Here is a 16,333-nt window from a genome sequence, read left to right as displayed (position 1 = left end):
GGAGCGGCGCGGTCGTTGCGAACGCGTCATCTCCCGGGCTTTTCTCCCGCCGTGTAACCCCTTGCGAGGTCGACTGCTCTCGGACCAGACATCCGCAACAGCGAACCGGAACCCTAGCTGTCCATTGCAAATTGTGCTTACTCAAGACCGGTATCACCGGCTCCCACTCGCTTTTCAGCAAGGTTCGTGCCAATCCTCACAGAGATCGTGGAGACGCTTTTCGCTATTAATAGCGAATCATCGCCAGCGCATCAGGCGCTCATACATCCAGATGTGCATGAGCAGCGATGGCGCAGTGCGCACGCGCCAAATCGGTGCCACGCTGCACCACACTTGCGCCTGGCTTGCCTGGGCATTGCCGGTGTTGGTACTCACACCCAGTGGTGGCGCGGGTTTGCGCGGCATGGATGGGACGAGAGCGCTTGGCCTGGAACTTGCATACAAGATCGTCGTTCTCGCATAGGGCGAGCCAAGACGACTTGGGTCGGAGCACGGACAGTAGCGCAGGCTTCGACAACCATCCTGGACGGCCAGGCCATGCTCGCAGGAGAAGACCATGCCCATGACCCGATCAACCGACGCCGCCATTTTTTCTATCGCTTTTTCTGCCGATGCCGCACAAGCATTACCGCTGTGCGGACGGATGCGCACTTCGCTGCTGCTCATCGAGGCCCTGATGCTGGCCTGGACGCAGGCCCTGCATTGGCTGCGGCGCAGTCGATGATGGTATGGAATTTGCTGAAATCGTCTTACACGCAGAGCAGTCCGCATCGATGATCTGATTCATCAAAAACGGCTGCACGGAGAAGTTCAAATAGCTGGCTAGGGTTCCGGTCTGCCGCAGGCAGATGACTGGTCCGAGAGCCGGCGACCTCGGTCGAGGTTACACGGCGGGACAAAAGCCCGGGAGAGAGTTGCACTCAAGGTGCCGCGCTGCTCCTGCTTTTGTTCAACCCCGACCGGAGTCTCACGTGATCGCTGCTTGCATCCCCAGGTCCCACCGCCCAGCGTTGCCGCTGGGTCCGTCTCTCGTTCAGGGAGGCGCACCATGCGTTTCCTGAACCGTCATCCGGGCCGCTCCGGGCAATGGCTGCTGACCTTGTTGCCCTTCCTTATCCTGATACTGCTCTATGCCGTGGGCTCGGCCACGCGCCTGGCCGACAATCCCAATGACAAGCTGCTGCCCAGCCTTGCGCAGATGGTCGATGCGATCCGTCACATGGCCTTCATGGAAGACCCGCGTACCGGCGACTACCTGCTCTGGGCCGACACCCTGGCCAGCCTGCAGCGGGTGTTGCTGGGCCTGGGCATCGCCGCGTTGGCCGGGCTGGTGCTGGGCATCGCCAATGGCATCTTCCCGGTACTGCGCGCCGGTTTCTCACCGCTCTTGACGGTGATCTCGATGGTGCCGCCGCTGGCCATCCTGCCGATTCTGTTCATCGTGCTGGGGCTGGATGAATTATCCAAGGTGATGCTCATCGTCATTGGCGTGACCCCCTTGCTGGCGCGCGACCTGGAACATACCGGCCGCGCCATTCCCGCCGAACTACTGATCAAGGCACAGACCCTGGGCGCCAATAGCTGGACCCTGGTATTGCGGGTGGCGCTGCCGCAGATGCTGGCGCGCTTGCTGGTCTCGCTGCGGCTGTCGCTGGGGGCGGCGTGGTTGTTCCTGATTTCCGCAGAAGCGATCTCGGCCACGGCGGGTCTCGGCTATCGCATCTTCCTGGTGCGCCGCTACCTGGCCATGGACGTGATCCTGCCTTACGTGGTCTGGATCACGCTGCTGGCCTGGTTGATGGACTGGCTGCTGCGCGCCGTGCACCGGCGCTTCTTCCCCTGGGCCGAAGGAGGTCGCGCATGAGCTACATCGATATCCGCAACGTCTGGCAACAGTATGACCAGAACGTGGTGCTGGAGCGTCTGAACCTGCGCGTGGAAGAAGGGCAGTTCTGCACCCTGGTGGGCGCTTCCGGTTGTGGCAAGTCCACTTTTCTGCGCTTGCTGCTGGGGCAGGAGCGGCCCAGCAAGGGCCAGTTGCTGCTGCAGGGCCAGCCTTTTCCGGCCGAGCCCGATGCCACGCGCGGCGTGGTGTTCCAGCGCTATTCGGTGTTCCCTCACCTGAATGTGCTGGATAACGTGGCCATCGGCCTGGAGCTTCCGCAAGCCCCGCTGCTGGGGCGCTTGTTCGGCGGTTCCAAGCGCCGCGCGCGCGAGCAGGCGGCGCAACTGCTGCATCGCGTCGGGCTGGGTCATGCACTGAACCTGTATCCCAGCAGCCTCTCGGGCGGAATGCAGCAGCGGCTGGCGATTGCCCAGGCGCTCATTGTGCGCCCGCGCGTGTTGCTGTTGGACGAACCCTTCGGTGCGCTTGACCCCGGCATTCGCAAGGAGATGCATACCCTGCTGCTGGACCTGTGGCAAGACAGCGGCCTGACTGTCTTCATGGTCACGCATGACCTCTCCGAAGGATTCACCCTGGGCACCCGCCTGCTGGTGTTCGACAAGGTGCGCGTCGATCCGCAATACCCGCAGGCCTATGGCGCCCACATCACCTATGACATCGCCCTCAACGAGGCACGCGCCCGCGAACAGGCCGGCAAGCTGGCCTCCCTCATCACTGCAAAGGAAAGCTGACATGAGCAAGCAAGCCTTGGCCCTTCAGGCCAGACTCTACGAAGAACTGCTGCCCGGCGGCGGCCATACGTCCTTCATCCTCAAGCGCGGCCAATCGCTGCGCATCACCGACATCGAAGGCGGGGCCAACGTCAGCATGATGATGTTGAATGCCCAGCAGCCCAGCGAACGCCTGAACCTGCCCGATACCCTGAAGGGCCAGCACACCGCGCGTCTGCAGGCCGGGCATTGCCTGTACTCCGACATGGGACGGGTGCTGGCGGCCATCACCGAAGATACCTGCGGCTGGCATGACAGCTTCGGCGGCGTGCTCAATGCCGAGGAAGTGCAAGAGAAATATGGCCAGGGCCGCTACCAGGAATTGCGCAATGGCTTCTATCGCAATGGCGTGGACAACCTGCTGGTGGAAATGGGCAAGTGGAACCTCGACCTGCAAGACCTGCTGATGGTGGTGAACCTGTTCTCGCGCGTGGCCGTGGATGAGCAGGGCGTGTTCCACTTCGTGCCCGGCAACGCCAAGGCTGGTGACTACATCGAGTTGGCCGCCCCGATGGAAACCCTCATCATCCTGACCGCCCTGCAGCATCCCATGGACCCGCACCCGCACTACGCACCGCGCCCGGTCAGGCTGGAGTGGTTGGACACGCACAGCGACGACAGCACCCATGCCTGCCGCCATTCGCGCCCCGAAAATGAGCGCGCCTTCCACAACACCGAACGCTTCTATCTCTGACATCAGGACCATCCCATGCACATCATCGAAAGCCAGCGCGCACCTGCAGATGCCGTGTTGCGTCACGTGATTCCGGCCGGCGAGCCTTACCTGTTCAATCTCAAGGCCGGCCAGACCGTGCGCCTGCTGGACCTGGAAGGCAACCAGGCCATCGACACCCTGTTCTACAGCGCCGCCAATCCGCGCGAGCGCTACGACCCGCAACGCACCCTGCGACGCCAGAACCGCGCCTACCTGGGGGCGGGCAGCGTGCTCTATTCCAATCTGGGGCGTGCGCTGGCCACCATCGTGGCCGATACCTGCGGTCGCCATGACACCCTGGGCGGGGCCTGCGCGCAGGAGAGCAATACGGTGCGCTATGCGCTGGAGAAGCGTTACATGCATAGCTGCCGCGATAACTTCCTGTGTGCCTGCCTGCATGATGGCCGACTCACCAAGCGCGACATTGGCGCCAACATCAATTTCTTCATGAACGTGCCGGTCACGCCCGAGGGCGGCTTGACCTTCGAGGATGGCATTTCGGCGCCGGGCAAGTACGTGGAGCTGCACGCCGAACAGGACTTGATCGTGCTGATCTCCAACTGTCCGCAATTGAACAACCCCTGCAACGGCTGGAATCCAACCGCTGCTGAAGTGCTGGTGTGGGACTGATCCTGCCTGCTAGCTCCCTGCTTTGCGCTACAACCCTCGCGGACGACCGCGAGCCGGTTTTCCGAATCACGGGACGACCCGGATTTCAAGGCCAACTCAATGTTTGACCATCTGCTCATTGCCAATCGCGGCGCCATCGCCTGCCGCATCCTGCGCACCTTGCGCACGCTGGAGGTGACCGGCGTGTGCGTCTATTCCGAAGCCGATCTCGGCAGCCTGCACGTGTTGCAGGCGGACCGTGCCATCTCGCTGGGGGAAGGCGCGGCCGCCCAGACCTACCTGGCGGTGGACAAGATCCTGGCGGCCGCCCGCGACAGTGGTGCCCAGGCCATCCATCCCGGCTATGGCTTCCTGTCCGAAAATGCCGCTTTTGCCGAAGCCTGCGAAGCAGCCGGGATTGCCTTCGTCGGCCCCACTCCCGCGCAGTTGCGCCTGTTCGGCCTGAAGCATACGGCCCGCGCCCTGGCGCGCGAGCAGGGCGTGCCAATGCTGGAAGGAACGGGCCTGCTGGAGAACCTGCAAGAAGCGCTGGCCGCTGCCGCCCAGGTCGCTTATCCGGTGATGTTGAAGAGCACGGCGGGCGGCGGCGGCATCGGTATGCGCGTCTGTCGCAGCGATGAAGAACTGGTCGATGCCTTCGAGTCGGTGCGCCGACTGGGGCAGAACAATTTCAGCGATGCTGGCGTGTTCATCGAAAAATATATCGAACGCGCGCGTCATCTGGAAGTGCAAGTCTTCGGTGATGGCCAGGGCGAGGTGATCGCACTGGGGGTACGCGACTGCTCGGTGCAGCGGCGCAACCAGAAGGTACTGGAAGAAACGCCCGCCCCCAACCTGCCCGCGGGCATGGCCGATGCCTTGTGCGCAGCGGCCATCAAGCTGGCGCGGGCGGTGAATTATCGTAGCGCCGGCACGGTGGAATTCGTCTACGACAGCCAGGCAGGACAGTTCTACTTCCTGGAGGTCAACACCCGCCTGCAAGTGGAACACGGCGTGACCGAGCAAGTCTGGGGCGTGGACCTGGTGCGCTGGATGATCGAACTGGCGGCCGGCGAACTGCCACCGCTGGCGCAATTGGCCGCCACCCTGCAACCCAGTGGTCATGCGATCCAGGCGCGCCTGTACGCGGAAGATCCGGGCCGTCAGTTCCAGCCTTGCCCGGGACTGTTGACGGCAGTAGCCTTTCCACCCGCCGATGGCCGGGCCTTGCGCATCGATACCTGGGTCGAAGCCGGTTGCGAGATCCCGCCTTACTTCGACCCCATGATCGCCAAGCTGATCAGTTGGCAACCCACCCGCGAAGCCGCCCGGTTGGCGCTCGATGCTGCGCTCGAAGCGACACAACTCTACGGGGTGGAAACCAACCAGCACTACCTGCGCCAGATCCTGGCCGATGCACCTTTCGCCAGCGGCCAGCCATGGACGCGCTGCCTGGAGCACCTGACCTATCATGCCGACACGGTGGAGGTGCTCGCGCCCGGCACCCAAACCACGGTGCAGGACCATCCCGGCCGCATCGGCTATTGGGCGGTGGGAGTACCACCTTCGGGCCCGATGGATGAGCGCGCGCTGCGGCTGGGCAATCGCCTGCTGGGCAACGCGAGCGACGCGGCGGGACTGGAAGTGACCATGAGCGGCCCGACGCTGCGCTTCAACACCGCTGCGGTGGTGGCCGTGACCGGTGCCGACATCGTGGTGCAGATCGACGGCGTGGTCCAGCCCATGCACACCGTCCTGCACATTGCCGCGGGCAGTACGCTCAAGCTCGGTGTCATCCGCGGAGCCGGGGCGCGCAGCTATCTGGCCGTGCGCGGCGGCCTCCAAGTGCCGACCTACCTGGGCAGCCGCAGTACCTTTACGCTGGGACAGTTCGGCGGCCATGGTGGCCGGGCGCTGGCCACCGGCGATATCCTGCACCTGGCGCCGCTGGCCGAGGCGGCTGCGACCAAGGTCGGGCAGGCGCTACCGCCAGGACTGTATCCGCCGCTGGAACCGGTACGCAAAGTGCGCGTGATCTATGGGCCGCATGGCGCACCGGAATATTTCACGCCGGCCTATATCGATACCTTCTTCGCCACCGATTGGGAAGTGCACTTCAATTCCAGTCGTACCGGCGTGCGCCTGATCGGCCCCAAGCCGGAATGGGTACGCGACAGTGGCGGCGAAGCCGGCTTGCATCCCTCCAACATCCATGACAATCCCTATGCCGTGGGTGCGGTCGATTTCACGGGCGACATGCCGGTCATTCTCGGACCGGACGGTCCCAGCCTGGGCGGTTTTGTCTGCCCGGTGACCGTGATCGAAGCCGACCTGTGGCAGATCGGCCAGCTCAAGGCCGGTGACAAGGTCCGCTTCGTGCCGGTGGATGTGGCCGCCGCGCGCCGCATCGCCCTGGCCGCGCACCAGGAAATCACCGCGTTGCAGGTACAGGCGGTGGCGTGGGCGCCGGTCGCGTTGGCCTCGCCCATCGTGCTGGACCTGGGCCACGACGACCGGCGCCTGGTAGCGCGCCTGTCGGGGGATGCCAATCTGCTGCTGGAAGTGGGCAGTCCGCAACTGGATCTGGTGCTGCGTTTCCGCGTCCATGCCCTGATCGCCGCATTGGAAGAACAGGCGTTGCCCGGCGTGATCGACCTCACCCCCGGCATCCGCTCGCTGCAGGTGCATTACCAGCCTGAGGCGCTGCCCTTGCAGCGGTTGCTCGATACCGTAGCCGGGTTGTGGGATGCGGTCTGCGCTCGCCAAAACCTGACGGTTTCGTCGCGTATCGTGCATCTGCCTCTGTCCTGGGACGACCCGGCCTGTCAGCTCGCCATCGAGAAATACATGACCACCGTGCGCAAGGATGCACCCTGGTGTCCCAGCAATCTCGAATTCATCCGCCGCATCAATGATCTCAAGGATCTCGGTGCCGTGCGCCAGACCGTGTTCGATGCCAGTTATCTGGTCATGGGCCTGGGCGATGTCTACCTGGGGGCACCGGTGGCCACGCCGCTGGACCCGCGCCATCGCCTGGTGACCACCAAGTACAACCCGGCGCGCACCTGGACGGCCGAAAATTCGGTGGGCATCGGTGGCGCCTATCTGTGCGTCTATGGCATGGAAGGTCCGGGCGGTTACCAGTTCGTCGGTCGCACCCTGCAGATGTGGAACCGCTATCGCGAGGTCGCGGCCTTTGGTGGCAAGCCCTGGCTGCTGCGCTTCTTTGACCAGATCCGTTTCTACCCGGTCACAGCCGAGGAGTTGCTGACCATCCGCCGCGATTTTCCCTTGGGTCGCTTCGATCTGCAGATCGAACAGACCCAATTGAGTCTCTCGGATTACCAGGCTTTCCTGCAGCAGGAGGCCGCGGGCATCGCCGCCTTCCGCGAGCACCAGCAAGCCGCCTTCGATGCCGAGCGGCAGCGCTGGATCGCCAGTGGCCAGGCCAACTTCGAGATTGAGGAAGCCAGCGCCGCCAGTGATCAGGGGCCGCCTCTGCAAGCGGGGCAGATGGCAGTGGATGCGCCGATTGCCGGCAACCTGTGGCAGGTCAAGGTCAGTCCGGGGCAGCGCGTGGCGCAGGGGGAATTGTTGATGATCCTGGAATCGATGAAGATGGAAATCAATATTGCCGCGCCCGAGGCCGGTATTGTTGCCGAGGTGCGCGTGCAGCCCGGCAGCCCGGTGCGCGCGGGGCAATGCGTGTTGGTGATGGAAGCCAGCGGGCAGGAGCGCGCATGATCCATTCCTTTGACCTGCGCATCGATGCGCTCATCGCCGCCTATCGCGAAGCACGCTTGACGCCGCGCCAGGTGGTCAGTCGTTTGCGCGAGAGCGCCAGCGCCCTCAATGCGCAATATCGGCTCTACATCCACCTGTTGAACGAGCAGGAGAGCGAGCCTTATCTGCAAGCGCTGGAGGCCTGTTCCCCGCACAGCCTGCCTTTGTATGGCGTGCCCTTTTCCATCAAGGACAACATCGATCTGGCAGGCATTGCCACTACTGCTGCCTGCCCGGCCTTCAGTTATGTGCCGCGCGAGAGTGCCACGCTGGTGGAGCGCTTGATCGCGCTGGGCGCCATTCCCATCGGCAAGTGCAACCTCGACCAGTTCGCCACCGGCCTCAATGGTACGCGCTCACCCTATGGCGCGTGCCGCAACAGTGTGCACCCGGACTATCCCTCAGGCGGTTCTTCTTCCGGTTCGTCGTTGGCGGTGGCGCTGGGCCTGAGCAGCTTTGCGCTGGGGACTGACACGGCCGGCAGCGGACGCGTGCCGGCGGCGCTCAACAACCTGGTCGGGCTGAAGGCGACCAAGGGCTTGCTCTCCACGGCCGGGGTGGTGCCGGCCTGTCGCACGCTGGATTGCGTCACGTTCTTCACCGCCACGGCGGCTGAAGCCAGCCAGCTACTGGCACTGTGTGCCCGGCCTGATGAGCGTGATGAATACAGCCGCGGCAATCTGCCGCATAACGATGCCTCGGCCTTCCAGCCACCGCGTCGGGGCTTTCGTTTCGGAGTGCCGCGTCAACTGGAGTTTCTCGGCTGCGCCGAAAGTCCGGTCCTGTTCGTGGAGGCACTGGAACAGATGGAAGCCATCGGCGGCGTGGCCGTGCCCATCGATTTCACACCCTTCCTGGAAGCCGCCCGCCTGCTCTATGAGGGACCGTGGGTCGCCGAGCGTTACAGCACCGTCGAAGCCCTGCTCAAGGAACAGCCCGAAGAAGTCTTGCCGGTCATTCGCGACGTCTTGCGCAAGGCCCCGCAGTACAGCGCCGTCGATACCTTCCGCGCCCAGTATCGGCTGCAGCAGTTGAAGGCCGACTGCGACCGCATCCTGGCTGGACTGGATTGCGTGGTGACCCCGGCCTATCCGCGCCCGGTGACGCTGGAGGAATTGCGCGAGCAGCCCGTGCAGCGCAATTCCGACCTGGGCTGGTACACCAACTTCATGAACATGCTGGACTACGCAGCCGTGGCCACGCCCATGAATTTCATGAAGAATGGCCTGCCCTGGGGCATCACCGTGTTCGGCCCGGCCTTTGCCGACCAGGCCTTGCTGGGCATGGCCGATGCCTTGCAGCGCGCACATGGACGGCCTCTGGTGGGGCGGCGCTCTATCGCGAGCTAGCCGGGCACAGTATGATGCCGGTCACGCCGATCCTGGCGTGGGCCGGCCGGCATGTCGCCTGCACGGTGTTGCTGATGGAGGAGAGTGCAGTGCGCCGTCTGTTCATTGGTCTGATGCATCCCATGCGGGTGATCCTGTGTGCCACGCTGGCCTTGCTGCTGATTTCACCGGCCTCGGGCCAGAGCAGCGACGCGCCTGCGGCGGCTTGGTCAATGCAGACCTTGTCCTATCGCGCCAGCGACGGGCGTGCGGTAAGCCTGACCCTGGCACTGTCGGTGGGCGTGCCTGCGCCGGCTTCGGTGGTACTGGTGGCCGGTTCGGCGGATCAACCCAATATCGTCGCCGGCAAGCTCAATAGTTTCTCGCCCTGGGTACGTGCCGCCGGTCTGCTGGCACAACGGGGTATCGAGGTGGTGTACATGGATGCGGCCAGCGATGCCAATGGCCGCAGTACCATCCAGCGCAGCCAGGAGCTGGCGCGCGATCTGCGCCAGGCCGCAGGCTACCTGCATGAGCGCTTTGCCGGCGTGCCGCTGGCCTACGGCAGCTATGGCAACGCCGGCCAGCCGCTGTTGGATTTTCTTAAGTCCGAATCCGGCACGCCGCAGGCCATCGTCGTCTCGGGCGACTTCCAGAAGGCACGGACCACGAACTGGAGTGCCCTGTCCGGGCGCGTCACGCTGGTGGCCGTGCCCAGCGCCAAATGCACGGCCATTCCCTTCTACGAGCAGCAGTGGGTCGCCAGCCAGCAGCATCTGCGCCTGATCCAAGCCAATTATCCCGAGCCCGAGAAAACCATAGGCTGCGGCAAGGGCAGACAGGCCAGCCTGACTGGATTGGAAGTCCCCTTTGCCGACCTGGTAGCGGACTTGCTGGCCGGACGCACGGTCGCCGATTTCATCGGTAGTCCGACCGCGCAGGTGGCCTGGCGCGAACAGGTGATGCGCTATGCGATCCCGGGCGAAGATATCCACCTGGAGATGACGCTGTTGCTGCCGGATGGGGCGGGGCCGTTTCCGGTGATGATCTTCAGTCATGGTGATGTGGAAATGGACTCTTCTTCCATCCGCTACAAGCAGCGCTTGCGCGACATGACGGTGGCTGCCGAATTCTTGCGCAATGGCGTGGCGGTGGCGTTTCCAGCTCGGCGCGGGGTGGGCATGTCCGAAGGGCTGTACCAGCAGTCGTGGAGTCGGGCCGATGGTGACGCGCTCTATGCGGCACGGCGACACGCGGCCGATGTCCTGCCAGCCATCGAGATGCTGCGCACGCTGCCCCAACTGGATGGCTCGCGCATGATCATCGCCGGTCAATCCGCGGGCGGTTATACCACGATGTACCTGGCCAGCCTGAATCTGCCCGGTGTCATCGGGGCCATCAATTTTTCCGGGGGGCGCAACGACAATGGCGGCTTTGGCTCAAGCGCCCTCATCCCGACCATGATCCGCGGCTTCGGAGAGAGCGGCAAGACCACCCGCACACCCATGCTGTGGATCTTTGCCGAGCAGGATAGTCGTTACCCGGTCACCACGATCAAGGCCTGTCATGACGCCTTCACCGCGGCCGGGGGCCGTGCCACACTGGTCATCGTGCCCTATAACGGCCATGATGGTCATTTCATCTACCACTATCCGGCCGCTTGGCGCGCCAGCCTGGATACGTACCTGGGACAGATCGGCTTGCCCGCGCCGACCGCCACGCCAGCCCGGGCAGCCACGTCTGGCTGAGTCGCCAGCGCAGTGGTTCAGGCCTGCGGCAGGATCTCGGTCAGCGACAGAATGGCCTGGGCCACTTCGGCGATACGCCGGTTCTGGTTCATGGCGTGCTTGCGCAGCAGGCGGTAGGCGTTTTCTTCGTTCAGGCCCTGCTTCATCATCAGCACGCCCTTGGCGCGTTCGATGAGCTTGCGCTCTTCCAGGCTCTCGCGCACGGTGGCCAATTCCTGGGTCAGGTTCTGCAGACGTTCGGACTGGGCGCGCAGGATATCGACGATGGAGTGCGTCAGGTGCGGTCCCACGCCCGAGTGCATCGGTTCGTCCTGTAGCGCCTGGCCCTCCAGGCTGGAAGAAAAGGCGGTCAGTGGTGCTAGCGGGTCCAGTCCCTCGGATTGACTGAAGAGTTGGCCCTGGTCATCCAGTTCCTTTTGCAGCTCGACGATCTTGTCGCGGCATTGTGCCTGCACGTATTGCGCCAGATGGATCTCGACCCGGTGCAGGCCGTCGATGCGCATGGAGCAGCACTGGTACCAAGTCTCGGCCAGTTGCGGATCGAGTGGCCGCTCGTGGGCAGTCAGCAGCTTGCGGCGCAGCCGTTCCAGATCGGCCAGCGGCAGCGTGGCCTGCATGGCGCTCCATTCGTTGCGAAAACCCTCGGCGAAGGATTCGAAACGGCGCAGCGCCTGTTCCTGCATTTCGATCTGGTATTCGATGCTCTGTTCCTGTTCGCGCGTGATCTTGCCCATGGCAAAGGCGGCGGCCCCGGTGGCGCGCTCGCGGCCGGCGAATTCCTTGCCCTGCATCAGATTGAACAAGGCCACCAGCAGGCGCGAGATCTGCGGGTCGACCGCCACGTCGGCGGCCTCGAACACCAGCGCCAGCAATGCGCCCACCAGGGTCTTGAAGCGTTCATAGCTGGTCGCGGGCGAGCAGGCCAGGGCCGCAATGTCCGCACGCAGGCGCGGCAGGCCATCCAGTGCGTGCAGGGCGAAGGCGATGCGGGTGTACAGACGCGCGCCATTGGAGAGCGCGTTGTCGTGCTCGGTCGAATCCAGCCAGGCCGTGAATTCGCGCTGCGCCGCCTGGCTGGCGGCCACACGCGCCTGCCAGGCCTGCGCGTCGCGTTCCCCGCGCGAGCCCAGGTAGAGATTGGAAATGCCGCGCTCCTGCTGCAGGCAATGCACCAGCTTGCCCACGGTCAAGACCAGTTGGCAGGTGCGGGCCAGGCGTTGCAGCTCTTCCACTTCGCAGCGGCGGGCGGTGATCAGGTAGTTGAGGACGTTGCTCATGGGAAGTACATAAAAATCGCAGGGCTAGTCGTATTCACAGGATGCATGAATTTCCCGCGATTGTAATGGAATCGTCCAGGCAGACGGCAGCGCCCTGCGCGCTTTTATGCGGCGCTCATCTGGCGATATACCACTCGTAGCGATGATTCCAGGCCACGAATAGATTCATGGTGATGGCCCCCACCAGCGAATACAGGACCCGCTCCGCCGGCAGGAAGAAGGCGGCCGTGGCAAACAGCACCAGATCGAAACCCATCAGCAGCCAGCCAGCCTTGAAACCGGTGCGCTCCTGGACATATGAGGCCAGGATGCTCATGCCACCGCAACTGGCCTGGTGGCGGAACAGGCCGATCAGGCCGATGCCCACGCACAGGCCTGCCAGCACGGCACCGACGATGGGATCGAGATGGCGGTAGCTGATGTAGTTGCCGGCGATATTGGTCAGCACCGACACCGCCGTGACGGCTGCCAGCGTGCGCCAGGTGAAGGCCGCGCCCATGCGCAGCGCCGCCAGCAGGTAGAAGGGCAGGTTGATGAGGGTGAAGGCCATGCCGAAGCTCATGCCAGTGACATAGGTCACCAGGAAGGCGACCCCTGCTATCTGACCGATGATCAGCCCCAGGCTGTGCAGCATGGACATGCCGAAGGCGATCATGACGACGCCGAAGAGCTGGCCCTGCAGATTGTCGATCCAGTTGTGGCGCACGGTGGTGGCCGGGGTGCTGCGTTCGCCTGCTGACGCAATGGGGGAAGAGGTCGCGGAAGGGGCGGTGGAAGTGGTCATGGCAATACCAATCATCGATCGTGGATAACGAATGCGTCACGTCAATGGCCAGGCCAGCGGGTAAGCCGGTGCAGCCAATGCATTGCGGCTGCCTTCTGTCGTCGACAACCGCTGCTGGGGCGCATGGTAAAGGATTTGTTGCACTGCCGCGACGACTGGTTGAGGCGGCGCGGCAGGAGTGCAACACCTTTCTCTTCTAGCAGGAAATATGCCAATAGTGCGCAGGATGCCGAAATGCCCATGTGATCGTTATTCCGGCGTTGCCGGGTAGGCCTTGGTGGAGCCTATGCTGATGCGCCTGACAGACGCTGCCCGCACTCAGTACGGCATTTCGGCATGACGGCATCGTCCAGATCGGGAATGCCGACAAGACGCAGACCGAGTCAACTCCGGCATTCATTACAAATCAGTAATCACCAGGCAATCTTTTTGTTCGCACCTCTGCCGTAGCATTCGTCCCAACCATGCGCACTCTGATCCTCTTGCTTGCTTTCCTGTTGCCGGTGCAGCTCTCCTGGGCGGCAGTGGGCTCATATTGCCAAGCGGAAAATGATAGGGTTCCGATGCATCTGGGGCATCACGATCATCCTTCCTTGAAGGGGGATGAACAGGCTGATTACCAAAAATCAAAGCCCGGTGACCGCGACATGGACTGTTCCCTGTGCCACTTTTGTGCCATGAAGTCGGTCCAGGCCGGTAGCACCATCGTCATCATTGCACCAGCCACGGCGCAGGCCTCGTCTCCAGCCCACCTTCCCCATCCTGCCTCGCATATCGCCGACGGGCCTGACAAGCCCAATTGGCCGCTCGCCGCTTGACTCGGCGAGGACAATCCCCACACACCAACTGCTCTCGCCGAATTCCCCTTTTCATTACCGGAGAATTCGATGTATCGGCACAGCTTCTTGCTGGGGCTCGCGCTGCTCGCGGCCGGCTCCAGCCAAGCGCAATCCATTGCGCCTTCAACTACGCAATACAATCCGCCCTCCACGGCGTCAGCGTTAGATAAAGAAACTCGACTGCTGTCGCTGCCGGCTGCGATCAGCCTGGCATTCGAGCAGAACAAGACGCTCGCCGCCGCCAGAAAAGAGATCGAGGCGGTCGAGGCGACGATCCTCCAGGCCGGCGCCAGACCCAATCCAGAGTTTTCGGCGTTGATCGAGGATTTCCGCAAGTCCAGCCGGACTACCACCTACCAGATCACGCAGCCCATCGAACTTGGCGGCAAGCGCAGCGTGCGTATTGACGCTGCCCAGCGTGCGCGCGATATGGCATTGCTGGATTATGCCGTCAAGCGTACCGAAATACGCGCCGGCGTAGTGGCTGCGTACTACGACGTCATGGTGGCCGCCGAGCGCCAGCGTCTGGCCAGCGAACTGCTGGGTCTGGCCAACACCTCGGCGCAGATGACGGGACGGCGCGTCATGGCAGGAAAGATTTCTCCCGTCGAGCAAACCAAGGCGCAGGTAGCGCAATCCAGTGCGCGGCTGGAGCTCAATGAAGCCAATAGCGATCTCACTGTCGCGCAGAAGAAATTGGCGACCTTATGGGGCAGCGTCGGCAATGGCTTTGAACTGACCGACCATGGCGTCGAGTCGCTGCCGCCCTTGCCGGCCATTGCGCAACTGACCGAGAAGGTCGCTAGCGGTCCCACCGTCAGGCTGGCCCAGCTGGAAGTGGAGCGTCGGCGTGCGCTGGCCAGTATCGAGACCAGCAAACGCACGCCCGATGTGAGCCTGACCCTGGGCAACAAGCGCGATGAATCAAACGCTCGGAACATGTGGGTGGTCGGCTTTTCGGTTCCCATTCCTGTCTTTGACAGCAACAAAGGCAATGAGCTCGAAGCCCTCAAACGTGTCGATATCGCGCGGGACACGCTGTCAGTCATCGAAGTGCAGATGCAGAGCGAGGCCGCGCAGAGCTTCGAGCGCCTGCGCAATGCCAGGGAAGAGGCCACCGCCTTGCGCGATGAGATCGTCCCCGCAGCGCAATCGGCCTACCAGGCAGCACGCACAGGATTCGAACTGGGGAAGTTCGGATATCTGGATGTCCTTGACGCCCAACGCGCCTATTTCCAAGCCAAAGCGCAGTACTGGAAAGCGCTTTCTACTGCATTCCAAGCAGCCGCAGACCTGGATCGTCTGGCCGGCATCGAGACCTCTCCAGCCGAGTGAGATAAAACATGAGCCAGAAACAGACATTCACCATCGCGACCATCATCGTCATGGCAGCGCTTGTCGCGGGGATCACCCTGATGAAGGGCAACGGTTCGCAAGGGGAGAACGCAAAGCCATCTGCCCATCAGGAAGAGGGCGGCCATCAGGACAACGAACATCCCGGCGAGGACCAGGGCAGCGATCACAAGGAAGAGGGAAAGATCGCACTGGACCAGGAGCAGATGGCCGCTGCTGCCATCGAGCTCAAGACGGCCGGCGCCATGCAGATCACTTCCAGCCTGCAGTTGCCGGGCGAGATTCGCTTCAATGAAGATCGCACCGCCCATGTCGTGCCGCAGGTGGCCGGCATCGTCGAGTCGGTATCGGCCACTCTGGGGCAGAAGGTGAAGAAGGGACAGGTGCTGGCCGTCATCAACAGCAGCGCCATCTCGGAGCTGCGTTCCGAACTGCTCAATGCCGAGCAGCGTCTGTCCCTCGCCCGCACGGCCTATCAGCGCGAAAAGAAGCTGTGGGAACAAAAGATTTCTGCCGAGCAGGATTATCTGCAAGCCCAGAGCGCCTTGCGTGAAGCCGAGGTGGCGGTGCGCAATGCACAGCAGAAGTTGCGCGCCATTGGGGCCAGCGGGTCTTCTGGCAGCCTGAACCGTTATGAAATCCGCGCACCCTTCGATGGGACCGTGGTCGAGAAACATCTCGGCCTGGGCGAGGCCGTGCGTGAAGACGTCAACGCCTTCCTGATTTCCGATCTCTCCAGCGTGTGGGCCGAGATCATTGTGTCGCCCAAGGACATGCAGGTCGTTCGCGTCGGCGAGAAAGTCGTGGTCCAGGCCACCGCGTTGAGCGCTAGTGCCCAAGGCAATATCTCGTATGTGGGTTCCCTGATTGGTGAACAGAGCCGCACGGCCAAGGCCCATGTGGTGTTGCCCAATACCGGCGAGATCTGGCGCCCGGGTCTGTTCGTCAATGTCGAGGTGGTCTCCGATGAGGCGCAGGTGCCGGTCGCGGTGGCAGCCGATGCGATCCAGACCGTTGATGGCAAGAACGTGGTCTTCGTGCGCGTGCCCGGCGGTTTCGCGGCCCAGGAGGTGACCCTCGGGCGCGCCAGTGGAAAGTTCGTTGAAATCAAGTCCGGCATCGATGCCGGTACCGAATATGCCGCTACCGGCAGCTTCGCCATCAAGGCGGAACTGGGTAAGGGTTCCGCCGAGCACAGCCACTGAGAGCGGCGACTTCAAG

Annotated in this window: 14 protein-coding genes and 2 riboswitches; of the genes, 11 read left to right on the top strand and 3 right to left on the bottom strand. The window is 63.1% G+C overall.

Annotation, left to right across the window (positions count from 1 at the left end):
* Nucleotides 1-28: 28 nt before the first annotated feature.
* Nucleotides 29-128, bottom strand: a riboswitch (guanidine-I (ykkC/yxkD leader).
* 109 nt (nt 129-237) lie between these two features.
* Nucleotides 238-405, bottom strand: a complete 168-nt coding sequence (locus RC54_RS25530; protein WP_164471237.1) for a hypothetical protein — start codon at nt 403-405, stop codon at nt 238-240.
* A 151-nt stretch (nt 406-556) separates the two neighbouring features.
* Between RC54_RS25530 and RC54_RS25525 the strand changes: the two genes are divergently transcribed.
* The 8 genes from RC54_RS25525 (at nt 557) to RC54_RS23120 (ending at nt 10,859) form a co-directional block, all read left to right on the top strand.
* The gene (locus RC54_RS25525; RefSeq protein WP_164471236.1) at nt 557-724 is read left to right on the top strand and encodes a hypothetical protein; all 168 of its coding nucleotides are present in this window, start codon (nt 557-559) and stop codon (nt 722-724) included.
* An 87-nt stretch (nt 725-811) separates the two neighbouring features.
* Nucleotides 812-912, top strand: a riboswitch (guanidine-I (ykkC/yxkD leader).
* A 136-nt stretch (nt 913-1,048) separates the two neighbouring features.
* A complete protein-coding gene (locus RC54_RS23150; RefSeq protein ID WP_061788496.1) occupies nt 1,049-1,864 on the top strand; it encodes an ABC transporter permease in 816 nt (271 codons plus the stop codon).
* Nucleotides 1,861-2,637, top strand: coding sequence for an ABC transporter ATP-binding protein (locus tag RC54_RS23145; RefSeq protein ID WP_044531063.1), 777 nt, complete (start codon nt 1,861-1,863; stop codon nt 2,635-2,637). Before RC54_RS23150 ends, RC54_RS23145 begins: the two co-directional genes overlap by 4 nt.
* Nucleotide 2,638: 1 nt before the next feature.
* Entirely contained in the window at nt 2,639-3,370 is a 732-nt protein-coding gene (locus RC54_RS23140; RefSeq protein WP_058897148.1) for an urea amidolyase associated protein UAAP1, read from the top strand.
* Between the two features lie 15 nt (nt 3,371-3,385).
* Nucleotides 3,386-4,021 (top strand): urea amidolyase associated protein UAAP2, encoded by a 636-nt coding sequence (locus tag RC54_RS23135; protein ID WP_017449888.1) that lies wholly within the window; start codon nt 3,386-3,388, stop codon nt 4,019-4,021.
* A gap of 99 nt (nt 4,022-4,120) precedes the next feature.
* Nucleotides 4,121-7,744, top strand: a complete 3,624-nt coding sequence (gene uca / locus RC54_RS23130; RefSeq protein ID WP_061788495.1) for an urea carboxylase — start codon at nt 4,121-4,123, stop codon at nt 7,742-7,744.
* Nucleotides 7,741-9,132: an allophanate hydrolase gene (atzF, locus tag RC54_RS23125; RefSeq protein ID WP_061788494.1), complete on the top strand. Its 1,392-nt coding sequence runs from the start codon at nt 7,741-7,743 to the stop codon at nt 9,130-9,132. Before uca ends, atzF begins: the two co-directional genes overlap by 4 nt.
* Before the next feature lie 11 nt (nt 9,133-9,143).
* Entirely contained in the window at nt 9,144-10,859 is a 1,716-nt protein-coding gene (locus RC54_RS23120) for an alpha/beta hydrolase family protein (RefSeq protein ID WP_061788493.1), read from the top strand.
* 17 nt (nt 10,860-10,876) lie between these two features.
* Here RC54_RS23120 and RC54_RS23115 read toward each other — a convergent pair whose 3' ends face one another.
* Both RC54_RS23115 and RC54_RS23110 read right to left on the bottom strand, forming a co-directional pair.
* On the bottom strand, nt 10,877-12,136 hold the full coding sequence (locus RC54_RS23115) for a nitrate regulatory protein (protein WP_061788492.1): 1,260 nt from the start codon (nt 12,134-12,136) through the stop codon (nt 10,877-10,879).
* 115 nt (nt 12,137-12,251) lie between these two features.
* Nucleotides 12,252-12,920 (bottom strand): YitT family protein, encoded by a 669-nt coding sequence (locus RC54_RS23110; RefSeq protein WP_244216407.1) that lies wholly within the window; start codon nt 12,918-12,920, stop codon nt 12,252-12,254.
* Nucleotides 12,921-13,384: 464 nt separating this feature from the next.
* Between RC54_RS23110 and RC54_RS23105 the strand changes: the two genes are divergently transcribed.
* The 3 genes from RC54_RS23105 to RC54_RS23095 all read left to right on the top strand — a co-directional run bounded on the left by RC54_RS23105 (nt 13,385) and on the right by RC54_RS23095 (nt 16,317).
* Nucleotides 13,385-13,738, top strand: coding sequence for a hypothetical protein (locus tag RC54_RS23105; protein ID WP_058897142.1), 354 nt, complete (start codon nt 13,385-13,387; stop codon nt 13,736-13,738).
* A 69-nt stretch (nt 13,739-13,807) separates the two neighbouring features.
* On the top strand, nt 13,808-15,094 hold the full coding sequence (locus tag RC54_RS23100; RefSeq protein ID WP_061788490.1) for a TolC family protein: 1,287 nt from the start codon (nt 13,808-13,810) through the stop codon (nt 15,092-15,094).
* 8 nt (nt 15,095-15,102) lie between these two features.
* Nucleotides 15,103-16,317: an efflux RND transporter periplasmic adaptor subunit gene (locus RC54_RS23095; protein WP_061788489.1), complete on the top strand. Its 1,215-nt coding sequence runs from the start codon at nt 15,103-15,105 to the stop codon at nt 16,315-16,317.
* Nucleotides 16,318-16,333 lie beyond the last annotated feature (16 nt).

It is taken from the genome of Herbaspirillum rubrisubalbicans (assembly GCF_003719195.1).
Lineage (GTDB): Bacteria > Pseudomonadota > Gammaproteobacteria > Burkholderiales > Burkholderiaceae_D > Herbaspirillum > Herbaspirillum rubrisubalbicans.
The sequence above is the reverse complement of the archived record's forward strand: the minus strand, read 5'-3'. Positions and strand labels throughout refer to the sequence as shown.